General features: G+C 52.9%; 11 protein-coding genes. 7 read left to right on the forward strand and 4 right to left on the reverse strand.

Features of this window, described 5'->3' with window-relative positions:
• Positions 1–2: 2 nt before the first annotated feature.
• Together E0L21_RS13915 and E0L21_RS13920 are read right to left on the reverse strand one after the other, a co-directional pair.
• The gene (locus E0L21_RS13915; protein WP_131410433.1) at positions 3–194 is read right to left on the reverse strand and encodes a YnbE family lipoprotein; all 192 of its coding nucleotides are present in this window, start codon (positions 192–194) and stop codon (positions 3–5) included.
• Positions 191–2,830, reverse strand: coding sequence for a YdbH family protein (locus tag E0L21_RS13920; protein WP_131410435.1), 2,640 nt, complete (start codon positions 2,828–2,830; stop codon positions 191–193). Before E0L21_RS13920 ends, E0L21_RS13915 begins: the two co-directional genes overlap by 4 nt.
• A 171-nt stretch (positions 2,831–3,001) precedes the next feature.
• Here E0L21_RS13920 and E0L21_RS13925 point away from each other — a divergent pair, with 171 nt between their 5' ends.
• The 3 genes from E0L21_RS13925 (at position 3,002) to hslJ (ending at position 4,840) form a co-directional block, all read left to right on the forward strand.
• Positions 3,002–3,187, forward strand: coding sequence for a hypothetical protein (locus E0L21_RS13925; protein ID WP_131410436.1), 186 nt, complete (start codon positions 3,002–3,004; stop codon positions 3,185–3,187).
• Positions 3,188–3,317: 130 nt separating this feature from the next.
• Positions 3,318–4,304 carry a 2-hydroxyacid dehydrogenase gene (locus tag E0L21_RS13930; protein ID WP_131410438.1) on the forward strand — a complete coding sequence of 329 codons (987 nt, stop codon included), beginning with the start codon at positions 3,318–3,320 and terminating at the stop codon, positions 4,302–4,304.
• Between the two features lie 113 nt (positions 4,305–4,417).
• Entirely contained in the window at positions 4,418–4,840 is a 423-nt protein-coding gene (gene hslJ, locus E0L21_RS13935; protein WP_131410440.1) for a heat shock protein HslJ, read from the forward strand.
• Here the strand turns inward: hslJ and E0L21_RS13940 are convergent.
• A complete protein-coding gene (locus E0L21_RS13940) occupies positions 4,834–5,103 on the reverse strand; it encodes a putative hemolysin (protein WP_131410442.1) in 270 nt (89 codons plus the stop codon). The two genes, hslJ and E0L21_RS13940, sit on opposite strands and share 7 nt — an antisense overlap.
• Positions 5,104–5,367: 264 nt before the next feature.
• A complete protein-coding gene (locus E0L21_RS13945; RefSeq protein WP_131410444.1) occupies positions 5,368–6,885 on the reverse strand; it encodes a sensor domain-containing diguanylate cyclase in 1,518 nt (505 codons plus the stop codon).
• Positions 6,886–7,356: 471 nt separating this feature from the next.
• Here E0L21_RS13945 and nifJ point away from each other — a divergent pair, with 471 nt between their 5' ends.
• The 4 genes from nifJ to E0L21_RS13965 all read left to right on the forward strand — a co-directional run bounded on the left by nifJ (position 7,357) and on the right by E0L21_RS13965 (position 12,599).
• Positions 7,357–10,881: a pyruvate:ferredoxin (flavodoxin) oxidoreductase gene (gene nifJ / locus E0L21_RS13950; protein ID WP_131410446.1), complete on the forward strand. Its 3,525-nt coding sequence runs from the start codon at positions 7,357–7,359 to the stop codon at positions 10,879–10,881.
• A gap of 123 nt (positions 10,882–11,004) precedes the next feature.
• A complete protein-coding gene (locus E0L21_RS13955) occupies positions 11,005–11,217 on the forward strand; it encodes a KTSC domain-containing protein (RefSeq protein ID WP_131410448.1) in 213 nt (70 codons plus the stop codon).
• A gap of 68 nt (positions 11,218–11,285) precedes the next feature.
• Positions 11,286–11,612, forward strand: coding sequence for an antibiotic biosynthesis monooxygenase family protein (locus E0L21_RS13960; RefSeq protein ID WP_131410450.1), 327 nt, complete (start codon positions 11,286–11,288; stop codon positions 11,610–11,612).
• A gap of 123 nt (positions 11,613–11,735) precedes the next feature.
• Entirely contained in the window at positions 11,736–12,599 is an 864-nt protein-coding gene (locus tag E0L21_RS13965) for an MBL fold metallo-hydrolase (protein ID WP_235855239.1), read from the forward strand.
• Positions 12,600–12,654 lie beyond the last annotated feature (55 nt).

A 12,654-nucleotide genomic window follows, 5' to 3' on the forward strand; every position in this document is an offset into this window, starting at 1 on the left:
CCTCAGAACAAGTCGCTGCGGGTTTTCAGCAGGGTTTCTACGTCTTTATCCACTTTGATGTGAATTTCATGCTCAATCTTCACATTCATATTGATGGTGATCGGCTCTTTCGGCGCCGCCACTTCAATGCGCGGCGTGCAAGCGGCCAGCAACATTGTCGCCATCAATACGGGCACGGCTTTCAGGGTTTTCATTTTTTATCCTCACACTCTTCGCCCTTCGCGCAGCGGGCTTGCGGTAGCGCCGCGTGTTGCTCAAGCCATGACTGCAAATTGTCGCCAAAACGTAAACTGCGCCATAAAGTGAATACATTCTCCTCATGGGTATAGTTCAAATTCACGGTACTGCTTTTGCCATCAACAAAACTGGTGCCGCGCAGGGTCGCCTGCAACGTCAACAGACCCAGATTATCCAGATTGATCTTCGTCCATGAGCGGGAAATTTCCATATAGCGCAGCCAGTTAATCGCCGCGCCCGCCGCCATGTTGTCTTTCACCACCGCATCGGCGGTATCTTTATCGATCCGCAGCGTCATCGGCCCGGGGTTATGCAACCAGCCATCTTTAATGATCCATTGCGGGTTATCCAGCCACAGTGGCAGCGCGCCGTCAAACGGCCCGGAAAGCGCGAACTGCTTCGGATTCACCGCGCTTATCAACTCGCTGGCGGAAATGTGCTTCAGACGCAGCAGCGCCGGGTCGTGCTGCGGCATACGTAACTGTTGCATAGTCACTTTCCCGCCCAGCACATCGACGCTGACATCGCTTAAAACGAGCGGATTGTCCTCGCTCCACGGCCACGCACCCTGTAAATCTGCGGTGAAGTTTTTCGCCGTCACCTGGTTCGTTATCTCACCAATGCGCAGCGAAACCGGCCTGCGGGTACCCAACTGCCAGCGCCCTTCGCGGTAGCGGAATGGCAACACAAAGTCGACGCCGCGAATTTGGTTGTCCGGCGTCCAGACACTGCCGCTTTTTAGCACACCGTGGCCACCTGCTTCAAAACCTTGATCCGCTGCGGCGGAAAAGGCGACCTGCGCATACAGTGCGCCATCAAGCAGTTTCATTTTCAGGTCCGGTGGAATAAGCGGCTGAAATACCGACAGCGCCTGACGCGGCCACCAGGCCTGCCCACGCAGACGCTCACCATCCCAACGGCCATTGACCTGCACCGGGCCAATCGTGTCGGCTTGCAACGCACCTTTAAACTGGAACAGGGTTGGGTCGTCGCCGTTCACGCTGAATTTCAACGTCGACGGCGGTAATACACTTCCCGCATTGAAGGTGGTTTGCCCGGCATCCAACGTCAGTGCGCCGGTGAATTGCGGGTTTGCCGCATCACGCACCCATTTTACTGGCGCATCCAGCACTAACCGTGGTGCAGCCATGTGCATCGCGCCATATTGCAACTGATTAAAGCCAGTCGAGAGATCGGTCAGCGTAATGGTGTTGTTATTCCATTCACCGCGCCCCGCAACATCCCAGCGCGCATTCATCGGTGTGAAATTGCCATCGCCCCAGTAGCGCCAGCGCCACAGGCCGTTATCCGGCAGAAAATCCTGAGCCAGGCCATCAAGGTGCAGGCTGAAATCTCCCATCGCATTTTCATGTGCGCGAAGAATGGCCTGTAAACGCCCATCAATACCGCGCTGAGTCAGCTTGACGCCCGCCAGCGGCCAGCGCACTTCATCAATGTTTAACGAATCAATCACCCGCCCGCGCGAACGCAGCAGCGCACCCGGCGTAAAGGCCAGTTGCGGATCGTCAGCACTGCCGCTCAGATGGGCGGGAAGCACCGCATAAAACACCAGATCGCCCTGCTTTGCTTCTCCGGTCAATTGCAGCGGCATATCGTTATTATCGATACCAAGACGGCCAGGGCCAATGGTCAGCACCGCATTGCCTTTCCCGGCGTCGCCCTGCGTCAGTACGTTTAAGCGGCCACTGAATTGCGCCTTTTCCAGCCCCTGTTGCCAGTTATCCACTTTCAAGCCAACACGACCGCTAAGCGGAAAACCCTGATAAGGCCAGCTCCAGCGTCCATCGCTGATGGTCAATTGTTCGGGCGTAAGCTGCCATGGCAGATCGAGCAGTGGATCGCCCTGATCCCGCGCCATGACTACCAGTTGCCCTTCGTTATCACGCCAGTCGAGATCAACATCCACCACGCCTGGTTGCTGCGACAGGGTTAAGGTGCTTTCCATATGTCCATTGACGGGTACGCCGTTTGGAACTTCCGGCAGGGTAAATTCACCGCCGAGCGTAAACGGCGGCTGGTCATCAACGAGACGTAGCGCCATACGGCTAACAGTCAGCGCCTGCCCGCGCAAACGGGCGCTGAGTTCAACGCGCTCGCCAGAATAAGTGAGTTGCTGAAGATCCGGTGTCAACGACAGCGATAATTTACCGGCCCACGTTTTCCATGGCGAAACCGTAAAACGCTCCACCGTCAGCCAGCTATAAGGAAGCATGGCTTGCCATTCGGCCAGCGTTCGCGGCGCGGTAGAAACAGTTTCACTTTGTGGCAGTTTATTAAGACAGGCGGTGTTAATATCCAGCGCGCCAATATGAAGCTGCCAACGGCTGGGGTGTGTGAGTTCGGCGTTCTGTAATGACGCCAGCTGGCAATCACCGACCAGATAGCGCAGATCGGGGATTTGTAACGCATGTCGGGTAAATCGTGGGCTCTCGTCCATGGCGATACGCGTGCCGACCGGCAGCCAGATCCCCGCCAGCGTCGGCACCCACTGCGCGAGCGTCAGCAGCAGCGTAAGCGGCAGCAGAATGAACAGTAACACCAGTGCGATGGCGGCTTTGTATTTACCCTTCATGGGTAGCTAATATCCTGATTTTGCATATGATTAAGCCGGTTCTGGCGGTTATTGTGGCATGTTTGAGCGCCCCTTTGAAGGCACGTGCCGTCTTAATCATAGTCTGGCGATTGCATTTTCAGTAGTTACAGAAAATAGTGTTTTAATATCATTAATTTATGGATTCAGCGTATGTTCACTAAAGGCTCTTTGATTCGCGGCTGGCTTAGCGGAACCACCGTTTTCACCTGCTTTACCTTCAGCGATTACCTCAGTGCTAATTACTTTCACGACTCCAAAATTCCATGGCTCATCGGGGTTATTGCAGCGACGGCTATTATCTGGGGCACGCGCAGTGCTTTAAAACAATTGCGCTAATAGGCGGACCACAGCAGATATACTGAAACTGGAAGCATTCACCGCGCCCATGAACATCAATTAAATTTGAATGTTTACATAATAATTTTAAAACGTGATAATACGGGCAGAAACCATTGGAGAAAGTCTTATGAAACTCGCGATATACAGCACAAAGCAATACGATAAAAAGTATTTGCAGCAGGTAAACGAGAAATATGGCTACGATCTTGAATTTTTCGACTTTCTGTTGACCGAAAAGACTGCCAAAACGGCTAACGGCTGTGAAGCGGTCTGTATTTTTGTTAACGACGATGGTAGCCGCCCGGTACTGGAAGAGTTGAAAAAACTCGGGGTGAAATTTATTGCCCTGCGCTGTGCCGGGTTCAACAACGTCGATCTCGAGGCAGCAAAAGAGCTGGGTTTGCAGGTAGTACGCGTTCCGGCCTATTCACCGGAAGCGGTGGCGGAGCATGCTATTGGCATGATGATGACGCTGAACCGTCGCATTCACCGCGCGTATCAGCGTACCCGCGATGCTAACTTTTCCCTGGAAGGGCTGACCGGTTTCACCATGTACGGTAAAACAGCGGGCGTGATCGGCACCGGTAAGATTGGCGTTGCCGCGCTGCGTATTCTGAAAGGGTTTGGCATGCGCCTGCTGGCGTTCGACCCGTATCCGAGCGCAGCCGCACTGGAGCTTGGCGTGGAGTATGTTGATCTACCGACGCTGTTTTCGCAGGCGGATGTCATCTCCCTGCACTGCCCGCTCACGCCAGAAAATTTCCACCTGCTTAACCGCGACGCTTTTGATCAGATGAAAGATGGCGTGATGATCATCAACACCAGCCGCGGCGGATTAGTCGATTCGCAAGCCGCCATAGAAGCACTGAAAACGCAAAAGATCGGCGCGCTGGGAATGGATGTATATGAAAATGAACGCGATTTGTTCTTTGAAGATAAATCCAACGACGTTATTCAGGACGATGTGTTCCGTCGCTTATCAGCCTGCCACAACGTACTGTTTACCGGCCACCAGGCATTCCTGACGGCCGAGGCGTTGATCAGCATTTCCGAAACAACGCTGGAAAACTTGCGCCAGTTACGCGACGGTGAAGCCTGCCCTAACGCGCTCTGAATGTCCGGGGGTTCCCCTGCCTGCGCGGGGAACCCTTTCGGACAAACCCCGATGACGCCCAGGCTCAGCCTGTTAGAATCCCCCACGTAATGGAAAACCCCTTAGAGGAAGAGATGAAGAAAATTATGACTTTGGTTGCGTTGAGCGTAGTGCTTTCTGGCTGCGTGAGTTCCCGCACCGACACATTGAAACCACAGCAACTGGCAGACCAGCGATTTGTGCTGACCACCGTAAACGGTCAGGCCGTGCAGGGTAATGGCCCGGCGCCGGAAATCCGTTTTGATAAAGACCTGCGCGTATCCGGCAAAATGTGTAACGGCTTTATGGGCCAAGGAAAACTCTCTGACGGCACATTGACCGTCAAACAGATGGGCATGACCATGATGCTCTGCCCTGACCCGCAGCGTAACGAACTGGATCACACCATTAATGCGATGCTCAGCGAAGGGGCGCAGGTTGATCTTACTGACAACCAGCTGACGCTGGCGACGGTGAAGCAAACCCTGATTTACACGCGCGCGGCGAACGCTCAGTAACTGCCGCAGCTTCCGGTGGCAAGTGACTGTTCACTGCAGCGCTTGCCATTTGGCAAGGCACACATTCCTACCATTGAGCCATCGAGTTGCCGGGCAGCTGACAACGAGCCACCAATCATCGCGCAATTCGCCTGACCACCATTTGACATCGCGGCTTTAAGCCCCGGCGCAACGTGTGCCGCGGTCGCTTGCTGAACGGGTTCATCACTGCTGCATGCCGATAATAATAAAGCGGCACATCCTACTAAAAACGCTGCGCGCATTTCTCTCCCCCTGCTCCTGTGTCCTCAGGATAATTAAAAAAAGCGAAACCCAAGCATCATAGGCAGCCCGGCGCAATACGTCGAGAGCTGAAAAGCATCTTTATGCGTGTTAGAAACATTTTTTTGCGCTTTTTTGTGGGCGAGTGAACACAATTCATCGTCAGCAGGAATTCATGAGTGCATCAACTCAGTCTTGCTCAAGTGCACAGCGTTGTGGTTGTCGAGGCCTGCTGCAGCAGACGGTTTGCGTATTCAGTGCTCACATCACACGAATTCACGTTCTGAGGTGACAACGCAGTCGCGACCTGAATATTTCGCCGCGTAAAGCGCCTCATCAGCAAACTCGATGAGCGCCGCCTCTTTCCCCTTCAATGAGGCAGCAGATCCGGCGGCAACACCAATGCTCACACTCACGACGCCAAGCGGGCTTTGCTGGTGGAGAATATTCTCGAGCTTGATATTACGACCTATCTTTCTGGCAATATTCTCAGCGGATATCGCATCCGTTTCAGGCAGAATGACAACAAACTCTTCTCCGCCATATCTGGCGGCCAGAAAAGACGTTTCATTAATGGTTTCTTTTAAATTTTCGGCGACTATTTTTAAACACGCATCACCGGCAATATGCCCGTAGCTATCATTATATTTTTTAAAATAATCGACATCGATTAATAACAGTGCAATCTGCTGTTTGTTGCTGGCACATTTTGCGACTTCTGCCAATAAAGCCTCATCGAATTTGCGCCGATTCGCAAGCCCGGTTAAGGAGTCTTCCTCGGCCATCACTTGCAACTCGGCATTCGCAGACGCCAGAGATTCTTTTGCTGCCGACAGCTCTTTATTAATCCGGGCACGGTTGCGCACATCACGCATAAGATAATAGCTGGAAAAACTGACACAACCGATAAGAAACAGAATGACAATAGCAAGGACTTCAGACTGGCGACGCCAGGAAGCCATAGCTTCATCCATGCTAACGGCAACGGTTGTAACCAGACCATAACGTTTATTTTTTTGAAACGAATAAATACGCGCTATTTTATCGAAACGCGAAACAGAGGTTGCGATTCCAGAATCTTTCCTTTTTAGATAATCCGTAAACAATGGTGAATCCGAAATTTCCCTACCAATATATTTTTCATCAAAAGGATAGCGTATAAGTAATATTCCAGAATCACTCGTTAACGCTATCGCGCCTTGTTTTCCGATGTCCAACTTTCCATAGGTTTGCAAGAAAGTGGCAATGTTCAGCGTCAACACTGCAACGCCCTTAAAATTCCCCGCTTTATCTTCCAGTCTTCGGCTAACGGTTATCACCCACTGGCCGTTTGTTCTGCTCACAACAGGGGGACCAATAAAGATATTTTTCGAATTATTATCCCGATGGTGCATAAAGAAAAATCTGTCGGAGCTATTGCTGCTGCCTGAAAAATTTTCCTGCAACGCAATAATTTTATTCCCTTTCTCATCATAAATAATGATGTTATTCAACTGGGTGAGAAGCTGTTTCTGGTCAGCGAGTATTTTCTTAATGCTGGCTAACTGTTCGGAATTCATGCCATACATTTCCGTTACGTCAGAAACATTCTTTATCAACATCTCGCTTTGCCGAACAATCCCCTCTGAATACGTATCGAGAGTATGACTTAAGTTGGATATATTCGTATTAAGTTCATTTAGCGTATGGGTTCTTGTACTCAAGATCTGAACAATCAGCGTGATAGAAATCGCAAAAAAAACCACAGTAATAAAACTTGCCGCAAAAAATATTTCTTTTTTCATCTTATTTTTACCCGCTACGACCTCTTCACAAGAACGACTGTAACTGTAAATCTCAATTATCAAGAAACACACGGTAAAAGGTACAAGAACCTTTAATTAAAAACCTTATTCACTCCATGCAAACGCAGCGACCAATGATAGCATTATTGCAAGTGTCTGTTTGTTAAGGAAACATGACTATCCTCTGATCAAACAGCGCGCTATTCCCTCCCAATCCCCCGGCACACTTGTTGTTGGTATTTTCTCCGTGTGTCAGTGCATCCCATCATGAGGGTAGCAGGAAATGTTCTGCACCAGCGCCATAAGAACGGGTAATCCCCCACCGTTAAATCGCAATTCATTGATTCCCGTTATACCTCAGGACACAAAAGCGAAAATTGCGCGCGCGTTGGTTTGCTAAAATAAGAGGATAATTACAGGGCTTGTCGCTGTTACACAAGCCTCTCCTATTGAGCAATGCAAGGGTGCCATATGATTACTATTGACGGTAATGGCGCGGTCGCTTCAGTCGCCTTCCGCACCAGTGAAGTTATCGCCATATACCCCATTACCCCCAGCTCGACGATGGCTGAACAGGCAGATGCCTGGGCCGGAAACGGCCTGAAAAACATCTGGGGCGACACGCCGCGGGTTGTGGAAATGCAGTCGGAAGCGGGCGCGATTGCCGCCGTACACGGCGCATTGCAGACCGGCGCGCTCTCAACCTCGTTTACCTCATCGCAGGGTTTACTGCTGATGATCCCAACGCTTTACAAGCTGGCGGGTCAATTGACGCCGTTTGTTCTGCACGTTGCTGCGCGCACCGTTGCCACCCATGCGCTCTCTATTTTTGGCGATCACTCCGACGTCATGGCGGTTCGCCAGACGGGTTGCGCCATGCTCGCTGCCGGTAGTGTGCAGGAAGCGCAAGATTTCGCGCTGATTTCGCACATGGCGACACTGAAAAGCCGGGTGCCATTCATTCATTTCTTTGATGGTTTTCGCACCTCGCACGAAATCAACAAAATCGTGCCGCTGGCAGATGACACCATCCGTAGTTTGCTTCCTCAAGCGGAAATTGATGCACATCGTGCCCGCGCACTTAATCCGGAACATCCGGTGATCCGCGGCACTTCTGCCAACCCGGACACCTATTTCCAGTCTCGCGAAGCCACCAACCCGTGGTACAACGCGGTGTACACGCACGTTGAGCAGGCGATGGACGATTTCGCCACCGCCACCGGGCGGCAGTACAAACCTTTTGAATACTATGGCCACCCGCAAGCCGACCGTGTGATCGTGCTGATGGGATCGGCAATCGGCACATGCGAAGAAGTGATCGATGAGCTGCTGACGCGTGGCGAAAAAGTCGGCGTGTTGAAAGTGCGCCTCTATCGCCCGTTCAGCGCAGCGCATCTGTTGTCCGTGTTGCCGGAAAGCGCGAAAACCGTTGCCGTACTGGATCGCACCAAAGAACCTGGCGCACAGGCCGAACCGCTTTATCTGGATGTGATGACCGCCCTGGCTGAAGCGTTTAATAACGGCGAGCGGGAAACGCTGCCGCGCGTAATTGGCGGGCGTTACGGTCTTTCGTCAAAAGAGTTTGGCCCCGAGTGTGTGCTGGCCATTTTTAACGAACTGCGCGCGGCGAAACCCAAACCGCGTTTTACCGTCGGTATTTACGACGATGTGACCAACCTTTCTCTGCCGCTACCGGAAAACACCCTGCCGTCACATGCCAAACTAGAAGCACTGTTTTATGGGCTAGGCAGCGACGGTAGCGTCTCGGCGACCAAGAACAATATCAAAATTATCGGTAACTCTACGCCATGGTATGCGCAGGGCTATTTTGTTTATGATTCGAAAAAAGCGGGCGGCCTGACGGTCTCGCATTTGCGCGTCAGTGAAAAACCGATCAACTCAGCTTATCTGGTATCGCAGGCGGATTTTGTCGGCTGCCATCAGTTGCAGTTTATCGATAAGTACCCGATGGCCGAGCGTCTGAAACCGGGCGGTATTTTCCTGCTGAACACCCCCTACAGCGCCGACGAAGTCTGGTCACGTTTGCCGCAGGAAGTACAGGCGGTGTTAAACCAGAAAAAAGCCCGCCTCTATGTGATTAACGCGGCGAAAATCGCGCGCGAATGCGGTCTTGCCGCCCGCATTAACACCGTTATGCAGATGGCGTTCTTCCATCTCACCCATATTCTGCCGGGCGACAGCGCGCTGGCTGAACTGCAAGGCGCGATTGCCAAAAGCTACAGCAGTAAAGGCCAGGAACTGGTGGAGCGTAACTGGCAGGCGCTGGCAATGGCCCGCGAATCGCTGTTTGAAGTGCCGCTGGAAGCGGTTAATCCGCAAAGTGCCCATCGCCCGCCGGTGGTCTCTGATTCTGCACCTGATTTCGTGAAAACCGTGACAGCAGCGATGCTGGCAGGCCTTGGCGATGCATTGCCCGTCTCCGCGCTGCCACCGGACGGTACCTGGCCGGTTGGCACCACGCGCTGGGAGAAACGCAATATCGCGGAAGAGATCCCTATCTGGAAAGAAGATCTCTGTACCCAGTGTAACCACTGCGTTGCCGCCTGCCCGCACTCGGCGATCCGCGCCAAAGTGGTCTCGCCGCAAGAGATGGAAAACGCACCGTCGAGCCTGCACTCGCTGGATGTGAAATCCCGCGATATGCGCGGGCAGAAATATGTGCTGCAAGTTGCGCCGGAAGATTGCACCGGCTGTAACCTGTGCGTGGAAGTTTGCCCGGCAAAAGATCGCCAGACCCCGGATATCAAGGCTATCAATATGATGTCGCGCCTTGAACACGTTGAAGAAGAGAAAGTGAATTACAATTTCTTCCTCGATCTGCCGGAGATCGACCGCAGTAAACTGGAGCGCATCGACATTCGTACCTCACAGCTGATTACGCCGCTGTTTGAGTATTCCGGGGCTTGCTCCGGCTGTGGTGAAACGCCATATATCAAACTGCTGACGCAGTTGTATGGCGACCGGATGATGATCGCCAATGCCACCGGTTGTTCATCGATTTATGGCGGTAACCTGCCCTCGACGCCTTACACCACTGATGAAAACGGACGCGGGCCGGCGTGGGCGAACTCACTATTTGAAGATAACGCCGAGTTCGGTCTTGGGTTCCGCTTAAGCGTGGATCAACACCGCCAGCGCGTTATGCGGCTGGTTGATCAATTTGCTGAGCATATTCCGGCGGAACTGAATGCGGCTTTACATGCGGAAGCGACCCCGGAAGCGCGTCGCACACAGGTGGCAGAACTGCGTACCGCGCTGGCATCCGTGGAAGGTGCGCAGCAACTGTTGACCGATGCCGATGCGCTGGTCGAAAAATCGATTTGGCTGATTGGCGGTGACGGCTGGGCGTACGATATTGGCTTTGGCGGCCTCGATCATGTGCTGAGCCTGACCGAGAATGTCAATATTCTGGTGCTCGATACCCAGTGCTACTCCAACACCGGTGGACAGGCCTCGAAAGCCACACCACTGGGTGCGGTGACTAAGTTTGGCGAGCATGGCAAACGTAAGGCACGCAAAGATCTGGGCGTTAGCATGATGATGTACGGCCACGTCTACGTCGCACAGATTTCGCTGGGCGCGCAGCTCAACCAGACGGTGAAAGCCATTCAGGAAGCAGAAGCTTACCCCGGCCCGTCGCTGATTATTGCTTACAGCCCCTGCGAAGAGCACGGCTATGATTTGGCGCTGAGCCACGACCAGATGCGCCAGCTCACCGCGACCGGCTTCTGGCCGCTGTATCGCTACGACCCGCGCCGTGAGGAAGAAGGCAAAATTCCGCTGGCACTGGACTCCCGGCCGCCGTCAGATGCGCTGGCAGAAACCCTGCTTAATGAGCAGCGCTTCCGTCGCCTGAACGCGCAGCAGCCGGAGGTAGCGGAACAGTTGTGGAAAGATGCCGCCGCCGACTTGCAAAAACGCTACGACTTCCTGGCCCAGTTGGCCGGTAAAGCAGAGAAAAACACCGCGGAATAAGCCAGCCGCCGAAAAAGCCACCGGTTAGCGCCGGTGGCTTTTTTAACGCACCTATTTCGCATGACACCCGCAGGAAGCTAGCTGATAATCACGGTTTCAGCCCGAACGGCAAGGAGCGAATTTATGCATCATCACTCAGTTACCTCATCACGCATCGCTTCTGTCGGTTATGACGAACGCACTCGCACGCTGGAAATCTCTTTTCACGATAAAAGCATCTACCAATATCAGGGCGTGCCGGAACGCATCTTTTCCCTGTTTCTTACCGTTGTTTCCAAAGGTCGTTTTTATGATGGCGTGGTAAAAGGCAAATATCCGGAAAAAAAAGTCGCCTGAACAGGTAGCTATCGCTGCGTTAAATTCCTGTCAGGATGGAGATCAGATAACCCACATCAGGAACCACAATGTCAGCACTTAACCACCCCACACCGTATTACGCAGTGATTTTCACCTCCGTGCGCACCGCTGTTGATGATGGCTACGGCGCTATGTCCGATCGCATGATGGCGCTGGCGGTTAACCAACCCGGTTTTCTGGGCGTGGATTCCGCCCGTGAAGAGGTTGGCATTACCGTCTCTTACTGGACATCGCTTGATGCCATCAAAAACTGGAAGATGAATGCCGAACATCTCATTGCGCAGAAAACCGGGCGCGAAAAGTGGTATCACTCGTTCACTACCCGCATTTGCCGGGTGGAAAAAGAGTATTCTTTTCAGGCGCTGGACGAGTAACGTCGTACTCGCGGCCCACACACAATGAGCGCAAAACGCACCGCATTGAACAAATAGGCACACGCTTTTTCGTTACGCTGTATTCGACATTCAACGGAATGTGATGAAAACGAAGCGAGGATTATGATGACGTCCCGGACTCTCGAGCAAACACCTGCAATCAAACGCCTGCAATTGCAAGATATCACCGTCACGATACTGAGTGACGGTTACCTTGAAGGTTCTTTTGCGCTATTGAACGGCATTGAAACCGGCCATGCCGAAGCGTTACTGACCGCCAATGGCGTTTCGCCCCTGCCGCGCATGAATATTAACGCCTGCGTGGTCGAAACCGCCGGACACACCATTCTTATCGATAGCGGAACCGGTACGCCTGACGGAGCAAGCGGCGAGTTACCTGCTGCCCTTGCCGCAGCGGGCATTGACCCGCTCAGGATCGACACGATTTTGTTGACCCACGGACACCGGGATCATGTTGGCGGTCTTGCCGACCCGCGACAGACCCCGCTATTCAATAATGTGCAGCGTCTGTTCGTGCATGAGAAAGAGCTCGCTTTCTGGCGTGATGAAACGCTGTATGCCAGCGCACCGGAGAGCTTCCAACGCTCGTGCGACATCGCGAGGAATGCGTTCAGCGCTTACGACGACAGGCTGGTGACCTTCAAACAAGAGGATATTCTGCCCGGTATTCAGGCGGTGCCGCTTTTTGGCCATACCCCAGGCCACAGCGGTTTTCTGCTTGGCAATGAAAAAGACGCTCTGCTTATCTGGGGAGATATTGTCCATTTCCCGCATATCCAGATAGCCCGGCCTGACGTCTCGATTGCCTATGACCGCGACCCGGTGCTGGCGGCAAAAACGCGCAGCGCCCTGCTGGATCGCGTCGCGACGGACAATATTTCTATTTGTGGTATGCACTTCAACTTCCCGACCACGGCAAAACTCAGCCGTAGCGGTCAACGCTACGCGTTGCATTACGCTATGTGAATTATCTCGCATGAAGTTAATCGAGTGTTCCTGCCGAACCGGGATGGCAAAGAAG

This window comes from Kosakonia quasisacchari (assembly GCF_004331415.1).
GTDB classification, from domain to species: Bacteria; Pseudomonadota; Gammaproteobacteria; order Enterobacterales; family Enterobacteriaceae; genus Kosakonia; species Kosakonia quasisacchari.